The sequence below is a fragment of the Spirosoma jeollabukense genome, assembly GCF_054777855.1.
This window is the reverse complement of sequence record NZ_BAAHAD010000001.1, coordinates 2,019,872-2,043,419: the sequence shown is the minus strand read 5'-3', so window position 1 is coordinate 2,043,419 and position 23,548 is coordinate 2,019,872. Positions and strand designations below refer to the sequence as shown.

Annotated in this window: 13 protein-coding genes; 4 read left to right on the top strand and 9 right to left on the bottom strand. The window is 48.4% G+C overall.

All coding sequences use genetic code 11. The annotated features are described in order from the left end of the window. Positions 1-152 precede the first annotated feature (152 nt). The gene (gene solA, locus ACYVEA_RS08195; RefSeq protein WP_461112881.1) at positions 153-1,322 is read left to right on the top strand and encodes an N-methyl-L-tryptophan oxidase; all 1,170 of its coding nucleotides are present in this window, start codon (positions 153-155) and stop codon (positions 1,320-1,322) included. A gap of 23 nt (positions 1,323-1,345) precedes the next feature. Next, positions 1,346-2,155, top strand: coding sequence for a methyltransferase domain-containing protein (locus ACYVEA_RS08190; RefSeq protein WP_461112880.1), 810 nt, complete (start codon positions 1,346-1,348; stop codon positions 2,153-2,155). A 32-nt stretch (positions 2,156-2,187) separates the two neighbouring features. On the opposite strand, the gene ACYVEA_RS08185 is transcribed toward ACYVEA_RS08190, so the two are convergent. Then, positions 2,188-3,084: an AraC family transcriptional regulator gene (locus ACYVEA_RS08185; protein WP_461112879.1), complete on the bottom strand. Its 897-nt coding sequence runs from the start codon at positions 3,082-3,084 to the stop codon at positions 2,188-2,190. A gap of 489 nt (positions 3,085-3,573) precedes the next feature. Here ACYVEA_RS08185 and ACYVEA_RS08180 point away from each other — a divergent pair, with 489 nt between their 5' ends. Then, entirely contained in the window at positions 3,574-4,788 is a 1,215-nt protein-coding gene (locus tag ACYVEA_RS08180) for a proline dehydrogenase family protein (RefSeq protein ID WP_461112878.1), read from the top strand. A 97-nt stretch (positions 4,789-4,885) separates the two neighbouring features. On the opposite strand, the gene ACYVEA_RS08175 is transcribed toward ACYVEA_RS08180, so the two are convergent. The 7 genes from ACYVEA_RS08175 to ACYVEA_RS08145 form a co-directional block, all read right to left on the bottom strand. Further along, positions 4,886-6,463 (bottom strand): S10 family peptidase, encoded by a 1,578-nt coding sequence (locus tag ACYVEA_RS08175; RefSeq protein WP_461112877.1) that lies wholly within the window; start codon positions 6,461-6,463, stop codon positions 4,886-4,888. Between the two features lie 49 nt (positions 6,464-6,512). Next, positions 6,513-8,000, bottom strand: a complete 1,488-nt coding sequence (locus tag ACYVEA_RS08170; RefSeq protein ID WP_461112876.1) for a S10 family peptidase — start codon at positions 7,998-8,000, stop codon at positions 6,513-6,515. A gap of 34 nt (positions 8,001-8,034) precedes the next feature. Then, a complete protein-coding gene (locus ACYVEA_RS08165; RefSeq protein ID WP_461112875.1) occupies positions 8,035-10,935 on the bottom strand; it encodes a tetratricopeptide repeat protein in 2,901 nt (966 codons plus the stop codon). Between the two features lie 121 nt (positions 10,936-11,056). After that, a complete protein-coding gene (locus tag ACYVEA_RS08160) occupies positions 11,057-12,586 on the bottom strand; it encodes a SusD/RagB family nutrient-binding outer membrane lipoprotein (protein WP_461112874.1) in 1,530 nt (509 codons plus the stop codon). Between the two features lie 27 nt (positions 12,587-12,613). After that, on the bottom strand, positions 12,614-15,781 hold the full coding sequence (locus ACYVEA_RS08155) for a SusC/RagA family TonB-linked outer membrane protein (RefSeq protein ID WP_461112873.1): 3,168 nt from the start codon (positions 15,779-15,781) through the stop codon (positions 12,614-12,616). 1,124 nt (positions 15,782-16,905) lie between these two features. After that, entirely contained in the window at positions 16,906-19,407 is a 2,502-nt protein-coding gene (locus tag ACYVEA_RS08150; RefSeq protein WP_461112975.1) for an ABC transporter permease, read from the bottom strand. A 73-nt stretch (positions 19,408-19,480) separates the two neighbouring features. Next, positions 19,481-20,182 carry an ABC transporter ATP-binding protein gene (locus tag ACYVEA_RS08145; protein ID WP_461112872.1) on the bottom strand — a complete coding sequence of 234 codons (702 nt, stop codon included), beginning with the start codon at positions 20,180-20,182 and terminating at the stop codon, positions 19,481-19,483. A gap of 135 nt (positions 20,183-20,317) precedes the next feature. Between ACYVEA_RS08145 and ACYVEA_RS08140 the strand changes: the two genes are divergently transcribed. Continuing rightward, the gene (locus ACYVEA_RS08140; RefSeq protein WP_461112871.1) at positions 20,318-21,037 is read left to right on the top strand and encodes an arylesterase; all 720 of its coding nucleotides are present in this window, start codon (positions 20,318-20,320) and stop codon (positions 21,035-21,037) included. Between the two features lie 42 nt (positions 21,038-21,079). Here the strand turns inward: ACYVEA_RS08140 and tamL are convergent, their stop codons facing one another. Then, positions 21,080-23,548, bottom strand: coding sequence for a translocation and assembly module lipoprotein TamL (tamL, locus tag ACYVEA_RS08135; protein WP_461112870.1), 2,469 nt, complete (start codon positions 23,546-23,548; stop codon positions 21,080-21,082).

Genomic DNA, 23,548 nt, shown 5'->3' with positions numbered 1-23,548 from the left:
GTTGATTCGTTAAAATATTCAATAATAGACGGGTCCTGGATGTCTTCAATACTTTTGCCACCGACTTCTAACTGTAGCAATAGTTTGTCAGACCTTACACCGATTGGCTAGTCACTATCTTTGTCGGGATACTGGAAAATGATTAAGCTCGTATGGTTTATGACGCGATTGTTGTTGGTTTAGGTGCCGTGGGAAGTGCTGCTCTTTACCAGCTCTCAAAACAGACGTCCGCTGTTCTCGGAATCGATCGGTTCAATCCTCCACATCCATTTGGATCGACGCACAGTGATAGCCGCATTACCCGGCAGGCTATTGGCGAAGGGGCTTATTTTGTACCGCTGGCACTACGTTCCTATGAGATATGGCGGGAACTCGAACAGCGTACTGACCAACAATTGCTAACCATTACAGGTGGACTTTTTGTTGGAAAAGAGCACTCGGAGGTGCAGACACACAACAAACCGGGTTGGCTAACAACCACTATCGAGGCAGCAAAGCAATTCGGAATCGCTCATCAACTACTTGACGTAGCAATGCTGCGAAAACGGTTTCCTCAGTTTCAATTTGTGGATGATGATCTTGGATATTACGAAGAAAACGCCGGGTTTCTTCGACCCGAGCAATGCATCTCGGCGCAACTGACACAAGCTCACCAAAACGGCGCTATCATCCACCCGTATGAGCAAATGTTATCTTTTGAACAGACAGGGGCCGAAATTTGGGTGCGAACAGAAGAAACTGTTTATCAAACCCGAAAGCTGATTCTGACGACCGGCCCCTGGATTACAGAATCTCTACGTAACACGCCTTATCGCGAATTGCTCAAGGTGTATCGGCAGGTTCAATACTGGTTCGCTACTCAGGGCGATTACACGCAGTATGCACCTGACCATATGCCGGTATACATTCTGAGCGATAGGGATTTATATGGTTTCCCGGCCATCGGTGGGGCAGGAGCAGGCATCAAAATCGCGACAGAGCAATATAGCCAGACAACGACGCCTAAGGACATAGTACGAACGGTTAGCAAAGCCGAAATTGAGCAGATGTATAAACAGTACATAGCACCTAACTTTGTAGGAGTAGGCCCCGAATGCGTTAAATCAACGGTTTGCCTGTATACTATGACGCCCAATGGCGATTTCATTATTGACCATCACCCCGATTCTGCTAACGTATTGCTGGCTTCGGCCTGCTCGGGTCATGGATTCAAACATTCGGCGGCCGTAGGGCAAATTATGGCCGAGCTGGCCTTACAGGGACAGACAGATTTTGATATTCAGGCGTTTCAGTTGGAACGTTTTTCCCAATTCACCCACTAAATAGTCGAGTAACTACTACGTTGATGTCTGATCAAGTTGCTACCGAACGGGCGAAAATGCCTGCCGCCCACAATCCGGTTCTGGAACGGAGAACCGTTGAAAACAGTAACCAGAATCTGTTGAAATACCTGCGGCCCGGTATCCGTGTGCTCGACGTAGGTTGTGGCTCGGGTGCCATTACACGTAGCATTGCCGAAAAAGTTGGCCCAACCGGATGGGTACTGGGCATCGATCCGAACGAAGGCCTTATTGAGCAGGCGCGTCAAAATGCAGGCAATTTGACCGGACTTGCTTTCGAACAGGGCGACGTTTATACGTTCGATACGTCCGAGTCCTTCGACATAGTGACTTGCGCCCGAACCCTGCAATGGCTGGCTCAACCTAAAGAAGCGCTTACTAATCTGAAACGCTTCGTGAAGCCGGGCGGCTATCTGGCAGTGCTCGATTTCAACCACGAAAAGCTTGCCTGGACACCCGAGCCGCCGAAAGCCATGCGGCTATTCTACGACGCCTTTCTGCAATGGCGGCAGGATGCGGGTTTCGATAACGCCATTGCCGATCACCTGCACGAGCTGATGCTACAAGTTGGCTTTGCGAATGTGCAGGTGGAGCCTCAGTTTGAAGTGTCCCGGAAAAGTGATCCTGATTTTGCCGTGACCAGTCGTCTATGGTCTGAAGTGGCAGCGCTACGTGGCCCTCAATTGGTGGAGGCAGGCTATCTTACAGAAGAGCAGCGCCTTCAGGCCATTGTAGATTACGATAACTGGATTGCGAACAAGGGCGAATCGATGACGGTCTATTTGCTGGCCGTAGAAGCCCAGCAAGCGTTGTAAGACGTCGCTCAAAGCGCGCTATGTTCTCAGGATCAGGAGTTAGCCCAGTGGCCAACTTTGCTTTTATACTCCCGGATGTAATCTCTGGGCGACATGCCTGTCGTTTTCCGAAAAACCCGATTAAAGTTAGTGGCGCTGTTAAAGCCAGTTGAATAAGCGATGGTAGAAATACCATCGTAATGACTGTTGATTATTTTTTTACAGGCTTCATTGATACGTATCTCATTCAGAAATGTATTGTACGTTTTTCGGGTATGTTTTTTAAAGTATTTACAAAAAGCATGGGGGGTAATGTTCGCAATTTCGGCAATTCGGTTCAACGTAATGTTTTCAGCATAATGTTCTAAGGTATACTGAAAAACATCATTCATTCGTAACCCTTCAAAATCAGAAAGAGAGGTATTGGCAAATCCGGAACCCAGTGATTTCCAGCCCCTGACTTCCTGAGAAAAATAGTGAAATAGTTTTAAGATATGTAATAGCCGATCCAGATTGGATTTGTTCCTTAATTTCAACAGAATTTTAGTGACATAACCTGCGTATTCTGCCGGAAGTTGAAAGCCATTTTGCGTACTCGCCAGGAAATTGCTAATAGATTCCATTTCCGGAAGACTGAAAAACGCATTTGGAATACGGTCCTGATCGAAATAAACATGGATTGCATGTGAATTTCCTTTCTGAGGATTCGCGAAATGGGTAGGTGCTGATTTGAAAATATGCGGTTGATTGACCCCCAGAATATAAATATCCCCTGGTTTAAATGCCTGGCTATAGTTACCCGCCATGAGCGTTCCTTCCCCCTTAATAATTAGCGTGAGTTGTAGTTGTTTATGGCGATGAAAATAGTCATAAAAATTAGGGAGAATATCTTCATCAACTACAACCGAATCTTCTTTGGGAACCGGGGGCGTATATTCCAATACTTTCATGACGAGGAGCGTTTAACTAGCAGTGTTAGGTAAAGAATCTACACGATTTACAGGCACATTGGCTATGTCCTGCCAAGCTAAATAGCTAGAGCAAGGCAACGATAGGCCTGTGTTTTCTGATCCGAGGAAATTAAAACGAAATTAATTGATACGCCGAGTACTTACAAGCCTGTTTCGCAGATTCATCTACTTAGCGAGGTTATTTTGCTACGTTCGAAATCTTGCCCTCATGATGTTAACTACTACTTATTTCTTTTTAACTATCTTATATTAAGTTAGTTAGGGATATCGGCTCTAGGTTGGAAACGGCCTGATAAATTCATGAGTCGAAGGTGTGTAAGTGTTTAACCCCAGGTTGGTTTTTAGAGCCTTGTTTGCTCGCCTACCTCTGGTTAAACACAAGCCGGACAATAATTATCCATGTTTAATCAAAAATTGCCGAATTGTGCTGCGCTCGACTTCTGTATATACATTTAAGAAAAAAAGCCTATGAATTCTGAAGCCTTATTGTCCTTCGATAACACAGAACTGGCCTTTGCCTATAAATCGGATAAGCAATTAAAGAAAACAAGTTACTTATTTCAATTGATGAACCAGCAATGGCTGGTAAAAACAGGTATAAAAGTGGGCCTGTTAGCTATCAAATGGAATTTGCCCGTTATGGGCTTAATACGATCGACTATTTTTGAGCAATTTGTTGGCGGAGAGACACTTCAGGAAACGACTAGCAGTATTAAAAATTTAGGTAAATATGGTATCGATGTAATACTGGATTACGGGGCCGAAGGGAAAGAAACAGAAAACGATTTTGAAAAAACTAAAGAAGAATTCATTCGGGTAATACATCACGCATCTAAACATAAAAACGTCAACCTAATTGGTATTAAACTGACTGCTTTAGCGCGATTTAATTTGCTGGAAAAATTGAATCAGTCAACGTCCATTTCAAGCGATAAAATTGCGGTTGATACTACGTCCTTAAACGCATCAGAAAAGCAGGAATGGAATAATGTTATTCAACGACTGGTTGAGCTTTGTGAAATAGCTGATAGAAATAACGTTGGTATCCTGGTTGACGCCGAAGAATCGTGGATACAGAATACGATTGATGCGCTGACGATGCAGGTTATGCAGCGGTATAACCAGGAGAAGGTGCTTGTGTATAATACCATTCAGCTTTACCGACATGATCGTCTCGATTTTCTAAAACAATGTTTTGACATCGCGTCAAAAAATAGGTTTGTTCTAGGTGCCAAGATTGTTCGTGGTGCCTACATGGAAAAGGAGCGCAAACGGGCGAGTGAGCTACAGGAAGAAACGGTTATTCAGCCGGATAAGGCCGCGAGCGATCAGGATTTTAATGAAGCCATTACGTTCTGTATCAAGCACATCGAAGAAATCTCTTTAATCATAGCGTCACACAATGAGTACAGCGCTCAACATGCAGTTCGGCTACTGGATGAGGCTAATCTGCCCTTAAATCACCCGCATGTTCATTTCTCACAGCTCTATGGCATGAGCGATAATATTACGTTTAATCTGGCCAAAGCCGGGTGTAATGTTAGTAAATACCTGCCCTACGGACCCATTGAGGACGTTATCCCGTATTTGATGCGTCGGGCACAAGAAAACAGCTCCGTTGCTGGCCAAACCAGCAGGGAGCTGTTTTTGATTGAGAAGGAAATAAAGAGGAGAGGATTGTAAGAAGGATATTTCTAGGGCGAATCCAATTACCCCCAACCCCCTAAAGGGGGCTTTGCTAGTGGACTAAGCCCCCTTTAGGGGGTTGGGGGTAATTGGCCTAGTACTTAGCCGGTTGATTTGGCTTCGGTGTCGATTTCTTGATAAAGTCCCGAAGGTCATCATTGGCGCTAACAAGGTCTTCCTGCCGTAGGTACATCATGTGACCGCTCCGGTAACCTTTCCACGACATTCGGCTTTTCAGCTTTCCACTGGGGTCCATCTGCCACATATTATACTGCGCATTGAAGTAGTCACAGGCACCGTCGTAATAACCCGACTGGACAAATAAGTGCAGGTATGGATTCTGAGCCATGGCCTGACGTAAGTTTTCGGCACTTCGATCCGTATTGGCGCCACTACGATCCCAGGGATGTACCGGCCCAAACATGTAATATTTCAGGTCGGTTTTGTAATTCAGGAATTCCCGGAAGTAGTAGTTCATCGGGGCTGCAAACGAGTGTAACCAGGACGTAAGCTCCGGCGAATAATCGGGGCGCTCGCCTGCGTCTTCCCGGTCGATTCCCAGATAGCGCGAATCCAGCCGACCGATGGTGTAGCCTTTGTCACGTAGCAATTCCTTCCAGAAAAAGTTAGTTGGAATGTCCATGTTGTGTTGCAGGACTACTTTTTCCGACAGACCAGAATAACGGGCTACTTTAGCCGCAATTTGCTGTCTCTTCTGGGGGTCAATGAAGCCGCCCATGGCCAGTGCCGGAATAAACTCATTGATCGTAAACTGCTCAACTTCAGGTAGTATTGCCGTCAGATCTTTGCTCTGCAAATCGGGGCCGAGGGCTTTGTGGAACCAGGCCGTTGCCGCATAATAAGGTAGCATATTGGCAGAGCCTACGGGACCTTTGCGTTCAATACCAAGATCGGTGGGTGACACCAGAATGACGCCGTTTAAGTACATCCAGTTGGCATTCTGCAATTCCAACGCCAGGCCCGACACGCGGGTTGTTCCATAGCTCTCCCCAATCAGATACTTAGGTGAGGGCCAGCGGTTCTTCCGACTCACAAACACGTTGAGCCACTCGGCCAGGTACTTGATATCCGAATTGACACCAAAAAACTTCGACTTGGGTACGTCTTTATTGGCCATACGGGAATAACCTGTGTTGACAGGATCGATGTATACGATATCCGCTACGTCGAGGAGCGAATTTGGATTATCCTTCAGCGTGTAAGGCTGCAACGGGTACCCTTCGGTGTCAATGTTTAGCAACTTGGGGCCAGTGTAGGCAAGGTGCATCCACACGGAGGCCGTGCCGGGACCACCATTGAAAGAAATAACCAGGGGGCGAGTCGTCCGGTCTTTAATATCTGATCGTTCGTAATACGTAAAAAATACACCGGCTATCTGTTTGCCGTCTTCATCCCAAACAGGTTGCGTACCGACCGTGGCTGTATAGGGAACCGATTTCCCTTTGATTGTGACTGAATGCGAGGTGGTTATGGTCGAATCCATCGCCAGTCTAAGATCACCGGGGCCTGGTTTTGCCGAAGTGCCGGGCGTTGGCCTTGGCGCTTGTCCGGCAGCGGCTGGAGGCTGCTGACCCTGCCCACGCTGACCTTGCGCAAACGATAACGAACCTGTTGTTACGCCAATGAGCAATAAAATTGCAATTCGTTTCATGTAGAGTGTACGGGTTAAAAAGTAATGGTAATCGTTTTGTTGTAATGGCTTAGTACTTAGCTGCCTGGGTTGGCTTGGGTAAGGTTTTCTGGATAAAGACCCGGATGTCTTCGTTCGACGTGGCCAAATCCTCATCACGCAGGTACATCATGTGGCCGCCCCGGTAGCCTTTCCACTCAAATCGGGCTTTCAGTTTTCCGCTCGGATCAATATGCCACATGTCGTATTTGGCGTTGAAATAATCGCAGGCACCATCATAATAACCCGACTGAATCAGGACATTCAGATACGGATTCTGGGCCATGGCCTGGCGTAAGTTTTCGCCGGTTTGGTCGGTGTTGGCACCTTCGCGATCCCAGGGGCGAGTTTGTCCGGCAATGTTGTATTTGAGATCGGTTTTGTAGTTGAGGTGCTGACGCAGGTAATAATTGATGGCAGGTGTAAAGGAATGCTGCCAGGAAGTGTACTCTGCGGCATAATCGGGTCGTTCGCCCGCTGTCTCGCGGTCGATTCCCAGATAGCGGGAGTCCAGCCGCCCGATCTGATAGCCTTTGTCACGTAGCAATTCCTTCCAGTAAAAAGTAGACGGAATCACCAGATTGTGTTCCATAATCACCTTCTCCGACAGACCGGAATAACGAGCCATTTTGGCGGCAATCTGTTTTTTCTTGTCTGGCTCCAGAAAACCTCCCCGGGCAATGGCGGGCGTTAACTCGTTGATGGTAAACTGCTCAACTTCAGGCAGCATGGCTGTTAAATCTTTACTCTGAAGGTCGGAGGGGAGCATTTTATGATACCAGGCAGTTGCCGAATAGTAAGGCAGCATATTGGCCGCTTCAACCGGACCTCCTCGGTCCAGACCAAGATCGGTAGGCGACACCAGAATGACGCCGTTCAGGTACATCCAGTTGGCATTCTGCAACTCCAGCGCCAGACCCGACACCCGCGACGTACCATAACTCTCGCCAATCAGGTATTTGGGTGATGGCCAGCGATTTTTCCGGCTGACAAACACGTTGAGCCACTCGGCCAGGTACTTGATATCGGCGTTGACACCAAAGAATTTTGACTTAGGGATGGAATCGTTGATCGCTCGGGAGAAACCTGTATTGACCGGCTCTACGTAAACAATATCCGCTACGTCCAGAATCGAATGCGGATTGTCTTTTACGCCGTAGGGCTGCGTTGGGTAACCTTCACTATCGACCAGCACACGTTTTGGTCCCGTATAGCCAATGTGCATCCAGCACGAAGCGGCTCCTGGTCCCCCGTTAAACGAAATGAATAACGGGCGAGTCGTCCGGTCGGTCACGTCCGAGCGTTCGTAGTACACGTAGAACAACGTAGCAATGGGTTTCCCGTTTTCGTCGTAAACGGGCTGATTGCCAGCCGTAGCGTTATAGGGTACCACTTTGCCTTTAATCGTAACCTGATCTTTGGTTGTTACGTCGCCATCCAGTTTCAACCGCCGATTTTGAGCTACTGAAATGGTAAACGTAATAAGGCTAAGCAGCGCTAGCGTAAAGGTTTTTTTCATGGGTATGTTGTACTTTTTCTCAGAAGATAACCTATTATAAACCAGACACTTCACCTGGTTTTATATCGAGCTGACTGGCCGTTGCCAATAATCCTTTTAATTCATCCTGCTTATTGGCTTGCTTATACAAATTGGCCAGCGCTACGTAACTTTCGAGATTATAGGGATTGTATTCCAGCGATTTTTTGAAGGCTGTTATGGCTTCATCTGATTTACCATTTTGCATAGCCAATACGCCAGTTGACTGCATAGCCGAGGATTGATAAAGCAAACTCCCCTTGGTATTCAGGCTTTTATACAGGGCTTCGGCGTCGGGCAATCGCTTCGCCGTTGCTAGCAGACGAGCTAACCGCTGTTTGTCCGTTGCGTCCAGACTGGATTTTTCGGCCAGGGTTTTATCCAGATAGAAGGCCAGTGAATCCTGTTTGCCCAACTTTGCATAACCTTCGGCAATGCGCAGATCGAAATCAGTACGTGGATTTTTACCGGACTCCAATATACGTTGTACTTCTTTCATGGTGGTGATGGCGTCCTGATTGCGACCAATCGCCAGCAACGCATCGGCATACAAACCCCGTAGTTCATAGTTCTGAGGTCGTTGCAGGACCAGTTTTTTCAGGCCGTCGAGCTGGTTAGCGTAACCCAGCATACCGCGTTGGGCCAGCGCGAAGGCTTTCGCGTCGTCGCGTCGGTCGCGCAGGTAGGTCGATACGTCCGCACCTGTGGCAGCATACTCTTCGGCAGCTTTTATGGCCTGGCTAATTCGACCGTTCTGATAATACATCTCACGCAACTGGATAGCCGCATAGGCACGCGTCTGATAATCTTTTTCTAAATCCAGTGCTTTCTGAAGCCAGGCCGCCTGCGACTTGACAAACTCATCCGGCGTTTTATCCGACCCGCCTTTATCCTCCTCCCATTTGGCATAGGCAACGTAAACCGGGGCATAGTTTGGGTCTATTTTTTCCGCCGATTTTATATAGCTGAGCGCTTTATCGAAGTCGTTTTGCTGTTGCTTCAGCCGCGCATAGGCCAGATACGCAGGCTGATAGTTGCTATCGTAAACCAGCGCCGTATCGAGGTATTTGCCCGCTTTAGCCGGATCGGATTTAATGACTTTGTTGCTCAGGTTAATGTAAACCTGCGCCCAGTTCGACGCCATCACTGAGTGATCGCCGTTTAAATACGCCCGCTCTTTTTTGACCAGCCCATCCAGAAATTTATACATCTCCGGATCTTTATTTTTCAGTTCCGCGGTGATATTCATCGACTTGAAATCCAGCGGATGCACTTTAACCGTCTCGAAGTAAGCCGGATATGTCTGCGCAAAGTACTCCGATTCGTTATTCTGCGAGTAGTAATCCAGCGTCAGGTGGTTCTTCATCGCGTTGTAGTAGCGTTCTCGAATGATGCGATTTTCGGCATCGGTCAGCACTCTGCCATGAAACAGGTGGACGTATTCGTGCAGCACGACGTTACGTTCCTGGTAGGCTCCGCGCTCTACATATTCAATGGCGGCTGCCCCGCTGCCTACTCCGCGGATGTCCATCCACTGGCGGTTATCGAACGTAGTGGAAGCCCGGAAATACGGTGACCGCATGGCGATGGCCAGGTCGATGTGCAGGGGTGGCACCACAAAGGCATTGCCCTGCTTGGACAGAAAGGGAAAGTAAACGACACTGGTATACATCTGATTCCAGACCATCGCTTTCGCCCGGCTACCGGGAAAATAGGTCAGATCCGGGAATACGTTTGTAAAGTTCTCGGGGTCGTTAATTTTTGTGGTTTTCAGTACGTTCGTTATCGAGTCATAAGTCATCAAATACGGAATCCGCTTTGATTTGATGACCGCTGATAACCCATTGTGTGCCGGACCGTAATGCTTTTTCTTGTCTAAAATACCAACAAATGCCATCTCCGCCGAGTCCAGATTTGCCTTACGATTTGGCGTGTCAAAATCGCTGTAATAGAGTGAGCCCCGGTGCATGGCTGGTAATACCGATGCAGGATATTCTCTGGCTACTTTATAGGTGACCGCCACGGCGTCGGCCAGCTTGTTTTCATGGAATAACCTGTCGGCTTCCCGCAATTTCTCCCGGATTACTTTTTCGTCTTTATCCGCATAGTCGGCGTAGGTCAGATTGGTATGTCCGTTTCCCCAGTGCCAGTGTGTTTGGAAGTGCAGTGGATTAATGTTCAGCGCCAGTTGCCACTGCGCGGCCATGTCGTTCAACTGCGTCGCGTCGATACGTCGCCAGATGGCATAGCCGTAACTGAATCGGGCATCGGCGTTAAAAGGATCTAACGTTAGGGACTTTACCAGCGGGGCCTCCGCCTGTTCGGGGTGCTGGTCCCAGAAGTAAACATTGGCTTCGAGCAGGTAGGCTCCGGCCAGATTAGCGTTATTTTGCTGAAGCTTTTTAGCTACGTCCAGGGCTTCAGGGTATTTCTTTTGCAGCAGCAAGGCCCGGCCTAAAACCAGCGAGGTTTCTTCATCATTCGGATTACCGGCCAGCAAGGCTTTGCATTGTTTCTCCGCATTTTGTAAATCCCAGGCTTCAATAGCCAACTGCGCCTTCAATCGTTTTGCCCAGGTATTATTCTTATCGGCTGCGAGCGCATTGGTTACGTCTTTTTCAGCCTGTTTGAAATCATTGGTTAGCCAGTGATATTCGGCTAACAAAATGGATTTCTCGGCAGTATTCAACCCCGTTCCGGCTTTGATGGCATTGGTAGCCTCCTGCCATAGACCGAGATCCAGCAATTGCTTGATACCCTTCGCTTTGTCTTTCGTACTTTGCTTAACCTGACTACGTACTGACGCACGCGTTTTTTCGAGACTTGCCTGGACTGCTTTTGTGTCGTTGACCGATTGGGCAGACAGTGTGCCGATCAGGCAAAGCAAAAGGATCGGTAGAAAGTAGAGTTTCAGCATGGGGTAGGAAGGGATTTGAAAGGTAAGTCGTCCGACGTTTGCCACCCAAAGAAGGGCATTTTTTAAGTTTGTTGATGAAGTATAATTGACTTCGAGCCACAAACGCCGGACGGCTTAGAATTTACTTACGCGTATCCCAAAACACCCGGTCCAGCATAGAGCTTTTCTGTTTGGCATTTGGGTTATTGTTTATCTCAGACTGGGCATAGAACAGCGACCGGGGCACCTCATTATAAATAGCGAAAGGCGTTTTGAGGGGCGTCAATGCCGGATAACCTGTCCGCCGATAATCAGTCCAGGGTTCAACTAGTACCGCGTGATTCGCTACGTATTTCTCGTTGATGATCTGCTCGAGCATCTGCTGGGGCGCCCCTTTCAATGTACCATTGGCCGTGATGTAGGTCGTAATATCGGCTGCGGCTACACCTGCATCGGCCATCGATGCCCGAATGCCTGCTTCGAAAAAGCTTTGCGCGCTGCCTGGCGCATTGTAGAGCAGCGCGGCTTCGGCCCGTATGAAATTGTACTCCGCAAAGGTGAGCAACCGGGCCGGACTATTGCCGCTGAACGTAATGGCGCCATCTTTCAGACTCCCGTTGGTATTAACCAACGATAAATTCACGGCTGAAGGCGTACCGTAGAGGTACTGGTAACTGCGCGAGTAGTTTGCCGATGGGTCCACGTCGAGTGCGCTGGCCCCTTTGAACGTAGCGGTGGCGGGTGTAGCCGTGTACGGGAACGGAATGAAATACGAGTTCCGACGTGGATCAGCCTTCGAATTCATCAAATCAACAATGAAGCGATTGGGGAAAAATTGGTTTTTGAATTGCCCATTCTCCATGCTGTACAATGGGTTCTGACGCTGCGATTCGCTCAGAAACATCATCTGAAAGTTATCCGCCGTGCTTTCCATAAACTTGGCTCCGCTGTTGACCAGCGCCGTGATCTGCGCCGTTGTATAGGCAGGATCTTTGGCCGAGTAATGCAAAAAGATGCGCAGTTTCAGCGTATTGGCAAATTTGATCCATTTTGCCTGCGATGCTGCCCAAGTCGTACTTGCATAAATGGTACTGTTTGTGTTCGGTGACAGAACAGAGGTCGTAGCACTCACATCTTTTATACCATCATCAATGAGCCGGATCAAATCTTTATAGATCGCTTCATCGTCGTCAAATTTGGGGTAGAAGTTGGCGCTATGACGGCTTGCTTCCGTGTAAGGTACGTCGCCCCATGAGTCAACAACGATCTGATACGTATAGGCTTTCAGGATTTTGCCAACGCCAGCATAATGCGGACTTCCTTCCTTAGTGGCCTGAGCGGTCATTAATTCCAGATCGCTCAGTACCGTACCAAAAATGGTTACCCATTGGTTGTTCACATCCGAGTCGTTGATGTTATACCGTTCGTATTCCTTGAACGTAGCAAACCCTGTATTGGGCCCCTGTCCGCTAAATTGTTGGATCAACAGGCTAGCATACCGGAACAGATCACTGGCGCCCATATACCCTATATTGACCGTAGCGGACGGTAGTAATTGGGATACTTGAACCGCCTGAATATTGTTTGGGTCGGCGTTTACATCTAGGAACGAAGTACATGAGCCAAGGGCGAGCCCTGTGGCCAGAACAGTTGTATAGACTAATTTTTTCATGATGTCGATTTTGTGGTTAGGCGCCTATTAAAAAATAGCTCGTATACTACCGCCGATGAGCCGCGCGGTTGGCGTGATACCAAACTCAAGTCCGCGTGCATTGCTGACCCCTAACAGGTTTTGTTCAGGATCGAGGTCAGGATAATTCGGGGCGTAAATGAACAGGTTACGACCGTATACCGACAATTGCAGGCTTTTGATAAATTTCGAACCACCTACGATCGACGTTGGCAACTTATAGGTGAGGTTTGCCTCGCGCAGTTTCAGGTACGTAGCATCCAGTACGTATCCTTCCCAGGCTACATACTTGCCTTGCAGGCTGAAGTACTGCTGAGCCGTTACACCGATATTATTTTTCGTGCCATCGTCCAGAACACCGTCGAATACGTAGGGCTTATTTGGAGTACCATCGGCATTAAATCGAGGGAACTCGGCTGTTTCTGCTGAAACGCCGTTGATGCGTAAATCACCGATCGTACGGGACAGCTGGTCGCCTTTGTATTTGAAATCAAACAGGAACGAAAGGCTGAAACCCTTGTAATTGAAGGTGTTGCTGAAACCCATCGTAAATTTTGGATTCGGATTACCAACCCGCTGCACCGCGGTGGTTGGTTTAGGCAAGCCGTTGCTGCCAATGATCATCTGTCCCTGCGCATTCCGTTGATAGGCGTTGGACCATATCTGACCATATTGCTCCCCCGGAACCAGTCGAATATTGGGCGACGTAAAGCCACCAATGGAGATACTTGTTACACCCGGCGCCAGTTCTTCAACGATCGATTTGAAGCTGGTGAAGTTGAGGGAGCTTTCCCAACTGAAGTTCTCCTTTTCGATGATGTTACCCGTTACTAACAATTCAATTCCTTTTGTAGAAAGTTTTCCGGCGTTGGTAACCAGGCTGGTGAAGCCCGACGTTGAGGGGACAGGAACGGAGAAAATCAGGTTTCGGCTGTCACGTCTGTAGATTGATCCGTCAATGGAGAGCCGTCCGTTGAAGAAGGCCAGCTCGGTCCCTAATTCAATTTCACGTGTAAATTCCGGCGTTAAGTTCGGATTGCCCGTGCCATCATTGTAGGTGTAGCCCGCCAGACCGTTGAACGGGAAGTTGACCGCCGTTGAACCAAGACCATCGCCCGCGCTGGCTTTTCCGTAGTACGTATTGATCACATAAGGCGTAGCGCCTTTGCCCACTTCACCAATATTTGCCCGAATCTTTGCCGATGTCAGCACCTTGGACTTAATGGAGGTGAACGCTTCGGTCGGCACAAAACTCACCGCAACGGCTGGATAAAAGATCGACTGGTTGCCGGGAGCCAAGGTTGATGCAAAGTCATTTCTGGCCTTGGCATTGACTGAAAGCCATGTTTTATAGTCAAATACTACGTCGCCGAAGAAACCCACCGTCCGTTGCTTGGTAATAGCTGATGTTGGGTTGAATGTCAAAAAGTTTTTGACGTTATCGAATCCGGCTACGACGATCCCTAAGCCAATATCCTGAATAAAGCTGTTGTAGTTGGAAATGATTTCGTTCCCTACCGTGGCTGTCAGATGCAGATCGCTGGTGAGTTTCCGGTTGGCCGTTACGGTAAAGTAAGAGTTCAGGTTTCGGGTGATTTCTGACCGATCCAAAACTCCCCCTGCGCCTGCCGAACTCGTATTGGCATTGCTTCGTACGCCTTTATCATCAAAGCCTTTCGTGATGTAAGTGAATACATCGCTACCAACTTTCAAATCGGCCTGTAACCAATCGGTAATATCATATTTAAGGTTGATGTTACCGTAGAACCGGTTGACTTCCTGATGGTTTTTGATGTGATTGATGGACCAGTAAGGCTGATCTTCGGCCGCAAACCAGAGCTGACCACCGACGGCATCCTGGTAGGGCGAATTTGTTAAATCATAGCTGCGTGGTGTATAGATGCCGCGCCATAGTGGATTCGACCCCTGATTACCCGATTGCGTACGATCCGAAATGTTGTTGGTATAGGTAAAGGCCGTGTTGATTCTAAACTTGCTGGTTAGTTGTGTACCGGCATTGACCGTGAGGTTGTTACGGTTCAACTTATTGTTCGGAACAAGCGCTGTTTCGTAGGCATTGCCGTAGGAAACCCGGTAGTCATACTTATCGGTGGCTCCCGAAAAACTAAGGTCGTTCTGCGAAGAAATTGAGTTTTGCAGAATGTCCCTGATGTTGTCCGGATAAGCCTGTAGTGTTTCCTGATTGCCGAACCAGTTCGTTACCGTTTGCCCCTGAATGAGCGGCCCCCATGATCCCGCTACGTTGTTGGCATACGTGCCGTTGCTTCCCTGCGCGTACTGATTCTGGAATTTAGGAAACCGGCTAATCGTGCCGACCGCTGTGTTCGTAGAAAACGAAATCTGCTTGTTCGTTCCTTTTTTTCCCTTCTTGGTCGTAATCAAAATAACGCCCGATGCCGCTCTTGACCCGTAAAGCACCGTAGCTGCCGCTCCTTTCAGCACACTGATGCTCTCAATGTCCTGTGGGTTGATGTCCGAAATCCGGCTGGAGTTAACCACCCCTGTATTTACAGAGTTTGACCCGTTCGATGCGCCACTACCATTGGAATTGTCGAGCGGAATACCATTAACAACGTATAAAGGCTGGTTGCTCCCTGTGAAGGTCGAGAATCCACGGATCGTTACGTTAGAGCCGGCAAAGCCACCCCCTGCTCCTGTAACCTGCACCCCGGCAACTTTACCCGCCAGCGAGTTAGTAATGTCTGTAGTCGGCGCTTTGGTCAGTTGTTCGGTTTTTACTTCGCTTACCCCATAACCCAGCGTTTTCCGGTCGCGGGCAATACCAAAGGACGTGACCACCACTTCGCTCAATTGCTGCGCATCGGCATCCAGGGCGACTGTCAGCGTGGTACGCTTATTCAGTTTGATTTCCTGAGCGATATACCCAATATAGCTGATAACCAACGTAGCATCTTCTGGTACGTTAATTCGGAATTTACCGTTTGCATCCGTAATAGTACCCGTGTTTGGACTACCTTTCAATAAAACGGATGCACCGGGCAACGGGCTGCCATCATCTTTGAAGGTTACTACGCCCGTAACTTCGATATCGGCCAGAGGCACCGCACCTGCCAGGCTGACGGCTCCTGTCAGAAGACAGAAAAAAACGACAGCAACTGACAGACAGCCACGCATTAGTTGTGTAAATTTTTTCATAGAGGTGCTTTACGGTTTGTGATTGATTAGACGCATTTGACAAATTACAGAGGTGATATTTTATCAGGTAGGAGGATTGATTATGTCAACCGCCCCATACGGTAAAGATGCTATCAGTTAAAAGCTGTCGATTCCAGTGCGTATATTCAGGATAATCAGTCACCGCAGATAGGCCGATAAGCGCTACTTACCGCTACTGTGCCTGAACTTTTTGTTCTGCGCAAGAGTCAAATCTGGCAGAATTGAGGTAAAACCAGCCAACTTTATGTACAAATAGTAAGGTGTTCGTTGGTTTATGAGTAAAGTAAGCAAAAAGAAAAGATAGGCTATTCAGCCCCAAACCAGATATGGCCTATTCGACCAATATTTATTTATTAACAGACAATTTTTGTTAAAAGCAGAATTATAGTCTGGGAACTGAGGAAAGGGGGAAATATAATTCTTGTTGATTTCTGCAACCAAAGCAGTTTTGTAAAATAAGCCTAATTTTTGGAAAATACCATTGATAATCAGCATTTTATAAAGTAAATTACCCTAAGATAGAGCCCTTTTCATCAGTAGGTCGTGCGGGTCGGGCTAAGTAAAAATAATATTATCTCGAGGCATCATGCCAGAAGACAGGATAATTTAGGGATATTATTTTAACTAAAAATTACGTGGCGAATCGGTAAGAAATCGCCTTTAGATTCCTGAAAATTTATCACGCCGATGTAACTTCTTGGGCTGAGTGTCTTTATCAATTAGCCAATCCTTCGCTAATCTATGCCTTTACTAGCGTAGCGACGGCTCCACCATACTATGCTTCTTCAGCTAAAGTCTTTAGCAAAGACTAGGATCGAAGGCAAGTAAAATTAAAAAAGCAGACCACTGCCAGTGCCGGAGGAGAACTTTATAAAGGGGATTCGTAGGAGGCAGGAACGCAGTTTACTGGTCTGGCTGCTGAACCAACAGAATCGTGGGGTAGCTGGAGTTAGACTATCCTGATGAAAGAAATTGGGTAAACCTGCCCGGTTTTCTTCTCAATGGGTTTAGCGCGGTGCATATTGTGCAAAAAAAGTCGATACGTCCGCATAGAGTAATTGTAGGCGGCTAATAGTAACTAGAATTTCTGGCCAATATTCGGTTTAGCTCTCTGCTCTCAATACGTCAAGTGGCGGTCGAACAAGCACTTCACGACTGTTAAAAACACCAATTAATACGGTTAGCGACGTAACAACGATGGCTACAATGGCCAAGGGAACGACGTCAGGACGATAGGGCACCTCGAAGACGAACTGCGCCAACGCCCACGTTCCAAAAACAGATAATAAAATGCCAGATAAGGCCGCTAATAAACCTAGCAACCCATATTCCAGCGCGGTGATACGGAGAATTTGCTGTCGACTTGCTCCCAAGGTTCGGAGAAGAACGCTTTCCCGCAGTCGCTGGTATTTGCTGATAACAACTGAACTGGCCAGAACGAGTAAGCCCGTCAGAATGCTGAATAAGGCCATGAACTGAATAACAAACGAGATCTGGCCGAGAATTTCGTCAACCGTTTTTAAAATCAGCCCAAGATCAATGGCTGATACGTTCGGGAAGCGGCTTACCAACGCTCGCTGAAGCAGGGCCGATGTCTGGTTATTCGGCACACGGGTCATTACTACGTGAAACTGCGGAGCCTGTTCTAACACGCCCTTTGGAAAGACAACCAGGAAATTGGTCTGTACCCGGTTCCAGTCGACTTCACGCGTACCACCAGCGATTGTCTGGATGGGAGCGCCCTGCACATTGAAATTGAGGGTGTCGCCGAGTTTAAGGTGCATGCGCTCGAAGAAATCTTTCTCAATAGATACATAGATTGCGCCGTTTGCCTGGTAGGGCGCTTTTCCCGATACAATTTTCTCCGACGAGATCAATGAGTCGCGGTAGGTCACGCGGTATTCACGCGTAAATGCCCATTTGGGTATTTTGGCGCTCGTATCCCTAGGAGCAGCCTCTCCGGTTTTTCCATTAATGTCGTTTAGGCGCATCGTTACAACAGGGACTTCCTGCAAAATGGGCAACTTTTGCGCACTTACTAATGAGCGAACCCCTGCGATTTGCTCGTTCTGAATGTCAAACAAGACCATATTGGGCTGTTTGCCGCTTCCCGATAGCTCAACGCGACCCAGCAGAAGCCCTTGTGTCAGATAAAGTGTTGCAATTAAAAAAGCACCCAGGCCAATGGACGTCACGAGTATGAGCGTTTGATTATTCGGCCGATAGAGATTTGCTAAGCTCTGTCGCCATACGTAGCTCCAGGACGACGGGAAAAAGCGACGTACTAGCCAGATCAACCCCAGGCCAAGCGCCGTTAAAATGCTGAATGCCAGGGCCAGACCAGCCGTAAAGCCAACGGCTAGTGAGAAATTGCGCGTTTGCAGGTAAGCAAACCCAACAATGAAGCCTATGATAAGCAGATAAACTAACCATCGCCAGGGGTCACGATTGCTCAGATCGTCTTCGTAAGAGGTACGTAGCGTGCGTAACGGTGATACGTTCCGAATAGCCAGCAAAGGCAGTAATGAGAACAAAACTGAAATTAAAAGGCCAGTACCAATGCCGCCAAGTATAGCCGATCCTGAAAGGTCCGTTACGACGGCCACAGGCAGAAAATCACCGAACACGCGCGGTAAAATCAACTGCACCGTCGATCCAATCAGCGCCCCGACTGTAGCGCCAATCAGGCCCATTAGAGCAGTCTGAAGCAAATAAATCAGGAAGGCCTGTCGGCCACTGGCACCGAGTGTCCGCAGAATTGCCACCGAGGTAAGCTTCTCTTTTACGTACAGTTGTACCGCACTGGCGACGCCCACACAGCCCAGCAGCAGCGCAACAAACGCGACCAAACTCAGGTACTTGGTTAGATCGGCGAAGGAGCGGCCAGTTTGCTTTTTGCGGCCAGCCACGGTGTCATAATTAATGCCTTCCTTGTCTAAGCGGGCTGACCGGGCTTTGATAAATTGCTCAACGTCGGTGCCGGGGGCAAATCGATAATAGTATTTGTAGGCCACTCGACTGCCTCGCTGCAAAAGACCCGTTGTTGTCAGAAATTGATTGGGAATGAACACCGTTGGCGCAACCGTAGCGGCTATTGCCGCCTGCCCCGGTGTTTTGTTGACACGACCTACAATTAAAAAAGAGAGGTCCCCCACTTTCACGGAGTCGCCGGGCTGAGCATTGAGCTGCACTAACAGGCCATCATCTACCAGGGCGATTTTGCTACGTGCCTGGCGGAAGGTTTGGATGGCCGAAGCCGGTTGAACTTCCCACGTGCCATAGTACGGAAAATTACCCGCCAGCCCTTTCACCTGCGCCAGCCGCACACCGCCCGTTCTAGGAATAGATACCAACGAGGCAAAAGATGTTTCAAAAGCCCGATCCCGACCAATGGTTTTGACAAGTTGCTGAGTTTTGGGCGATAATGGGCGTGACCAGGAGAGCGTTAGATCGGCACCCAAGAGTTCACGCGCCTGATCGTCGATACTCCGGGCCAGGTTATCTCCAAAAGAATTGATGGCCACCAAAGCCGCGATGCCCAGCACAATGGCCGACATAAACAGGAGTAACCGTTGACGGCTCCGGCGGCTGTCGCGCCAGGCCATGCGAAAAAGCCAGGAGGTATTCATGAATAAAGATCGAATAAATGAGAGAGCGTGTGCGCGAAATGCAGAAAAATCACTCTTGCACTCGTTCGCTAATTCGCTCTTTTGAGTCTGATACCACCGTGCCACCTTTTATGCGGATGATACGTTGGGTGCGGGAGGCTAATTCCATATCGTGTGTAACGAGAACCAGCGTCGTACCGGCTTCCCGGTTGAGTTCAAAAAGTAGGTCCACTACGGTCGCGCTGGTGTCGGCATCGAGATTCCCGGTCGGTTCATCGGCGAAAAGAAGTTTGGGACGATTTGAAAACGCGCGTGCCAAAGAAACCCGTTGCTGTTCTCCACCCGACAATTGACTCGGATAATGATGCCCTCGCTGCCCTAAACCAACGCGTTCAAGCAAGGCCTGCGCCGTTTTAGCCGCGCCCTTCTCGCCACGAAGTTCAAGCGGAACCATCACATTTTCCAGAGCCGTGAGCGTAGGCAGCAGTTGAAAATTCTGGAAAATAAAACCAACGTGCTGATTCCGTAGCGCTGCCCGCTGATCTTCATTGAGCGTATCCAGACGAACATCGTTCAAATAAACGCTACCCGATGAGGCTCGGTCTAATCCCGCACATAAGCCAAGCAAGGTCGTTTTTCCACTGCCCGACGGCCCGACAATAGCGAACGTATCACCGGGTTCAAGGGTGAAATTGACACCGTGCAGAACAGTCAGCTCACGACCTCCACTTGAATAGGTTTTAGTAAGATCTTCGACGCGCAGAATACTCATGGAACAAAAACAGGTTGATACTACTTGAGTTAAACACAGAGGAAAAAGAGAATTACACAGCGAACATCGAGAGACATCGTGGCCTTTGTGTCATTCTTTTCTTTGCGTTTAAAGTAACTAACCGCTTCAATCTTTATGAAGTTCTTGAAAACCCGTCAAATGGCCTATTCAATGATAAACGGGCTATTGCTACTCTTAACGGTCTGGGGATGTGGGTCGTCTGGTACAAAAAACGAATCAACATCGGCGTCTGATTCAGCTAATACTACGTCAGCAGAAACCAAAACGGCTGTTCCGTCAACAAAACAAATTGTGCTGTTTTACGGGAACAGCCTCACGGCGGGCTATGGTGTCGAACCAGCGCAGGCGTTCCCGGCCTTGATAGGCAAAAAAATTGACTCCGTCGGATTGAACTACAGTGTTGTCAATGCCGGACTCAGTGGTGAAACGACAGCCGGGGGAAAAAGCCGGATTGGTTGGGTCATGCGGAAACCCGTGTCGGTCTTTGTGCTTGAACTGGGCGGGAACGATGGCCTCCGTGGACTTCCACTGGCGGCTACCCGACAGAATCTGCAAGCCATTATCGACACCGTACGACAAAAAAGCCCACAGGTAACCATTGTGTTGGCCGGGATGCAGATTCCACCGAATATGGGCACAAGTTATGCACGGGAATTTCGGGGACTATTCAAGGAACTCGCCGATAAGAACAAGTTGGTCCTGATTCCGTTTCTGCTCGAAGGCGTTGGGGGGATTCCTAAGTTAAATCAGCCGGATGGCATTCATCCAACGCCCGCTGGTCATAAGATTGTGGCCAACACCGTCTGGAAGGTACTACAGCCACTGCTGAAATAAGAAGATTTGAACACACCGGGCCGCCGATGTAGTCAGTCAACTTTAGAACGGATAGCCGACGGCAATATTAAGGATCAGGTTTTGTTTGCGCCAGTCAGTGCTACCGAAGTCAATGAGCTTTGTGACCCATTCGCTGCCGTTCGTTTTATAGGGTTTGCGCAGGGGGGTGGCCAAGTCGAAACGTACCAGGAAATACGACAAATCAATTCGGAGGCCAATACCTGTTCCAATGGCTATCTGCTTGTAGAAATTGGAGGAAAATGTTTCTACGTCGCCTTCGAAGTTTGGAAGGTTGTAATACGTCCAAACGTTACCTGCATCAACAAATACGGCACCCTCCAGGTATTTCGTGAATTTAGCCCGTATCTCCGTGTTTGCTTCCAGCTTAATATCGCCCCCGCCATCCTGAAAAGCGGGCAGGTTGCGAAGCGTATCGCGGGTGAATAGACCTGGCCCAATGGCGCGTGGGCGGAATGCCCGAATACTGTTGCTACCACCCACGAAATATTGTTTGGTAAACGGTAATTGGTAACCATTGGAATTACCATAAGGAAGGCCAAGACCCGCAAAAAAACGGTTAGCCCACGTAACGTTTTTAGTCAACTTCCGGTAGAGCCGGGCATCGGCATCTACCCGAAAGTACTGTGCATACGCAACGCCAAAAATTCCATTTCGCGGGTCCATTTCTAAGGGCTTTCGGAAAAACAGGCTTGCTACGTTACCCGCAACTTCGGCATTGGCGGTAAACCGAAACGTGTTGGGCGAGGTTGAACGGGGCGACGAATTATAGTTAAATGTATACAACGAACTCAAAATAAGCTGGTCGGAATTGAAAACGGTGGTCTGGTACTGTTGCTTAACGATCTGTGAAATGTCTGGATCAAACAAAATATCATATACACGGTCACCTACACTGTTGAGAGGTACATAAACATAGTTGGCACTTAGGGGTATAAACGTGTGTTCAACCTGCTGGCTCTGTCTCCATGAATAGCCAAACGTTGTTTGAAAGGAATTGATCCGGTATAAACCACCTCGAATGATCGTTTGATAGCCCAGCGTTACGTTGGTTTTGGGGAGCGCCTGCCGCTGATCATAATTAAACCGCAATGGACTTACCAGGCGGGGAAAACTTAAGACACCTTCGAGCCCTAAGCGGTAGTTTGTTATTCCCTGCGTACCGGCCCCCACCTGAAATTCAATCCCAGCGGTACCATTGATGGTTAAGAGTTCAGCGCGCCTGAGCGTATTTCGATTGCGCCAGCTAAGCGTAAGCTGCGTACCATTGAAGTTGTTGGAACGTGACGTAAAGTCAGGCTCCAGGCGAATGGATTTCGCCGGATAAGGTGTCAGGTAATAATGCACATCCAACACGGCCGAATCGCCCTGCTGGTCGGGGTCAAAGCGGTTTCGGACAAACTTGAAGGCACCCACATTGATGAAGCGCGATAGCGTTAAATCCTGCGCCCGACTGTTGTAACGTCTGCCGGGTTGCACCGTCATGATGTCGCGGAACAACTTTGGATTGAAAATACGGGTAGAATCAACAATCCTGAACCGTTCATTGGTCTGATAAGCCCGGCGTTTGTTGGTGTCCTGTTGCGCGGTGGACAGATTATAATTTGGGTAGATAAATACGTCACGGATAGTGTACGGTACGGCCGCTGCGTCAGGTACATCGGGCTTGATATACACGAAAAGCGAGGTGCGGTGTTTTACCGAATCATTATTGGCCAGCACACCCAAATAATCGGGTAAAAAGTAATAGAAGCCCCGCTGCTTAATAAACTGACTGATACGTTCCCGTTCTATTTTGATATTATCCAGGCTATAAGGGTCGCCCTTTTTCAGCACTGTCCGTCGGCCCGAAGCGCGTAAGGCTTTCCGGACTTCTGACGAATCGACGATAAAGGCCACCGAGTCGATGTGGTACCGGGGCATAACATCAACTTCATAAACACCCCGTGCTTTGTATCCACTTTCCTTTAACGATCCCGTCGCGTTGGAGCCAAAGTATCCGTCATTCTGAAGAGTTGCTTTCCAGACGGGAATGTTCGATGTAATAGCTTTTGCACTTGCCAGAACGGGTTCTTCGCCAAATTTTTTCCGAAACCAGGCTCGAAAACCATTCTTTTTCGGCTCGCCAAATAAGTAATATAAACCGACTTTGTAAGGAAATCCAAAGAGCTGTTTGTTGGGCTTAGGACGGGCCAGTGTGGCCAACTGTTCCTGAATGGCTTCTTTCTCGTTTTCCGTAACGGTTGAATCGGCATTGAGCTTGATGTCCGTTCCCATGTACAGCCGTTCATTGGCAGGTAAGTGTTTGCCAATATTACAACTGGTAAGCAGAACCGCCAGAAGCAAAAGGCAAAGGGCTTGCGGCAGGAAGCGGGGTGAAAAGAACAGGGATGTTTTTTTGTCATGCTGACGAAGGAAGCATCTCAATTGATATTGACTAAAAGATGCTTCCTTCGTCAGCATGACAAAATATGTTGCAAAAGTATGGTTCAT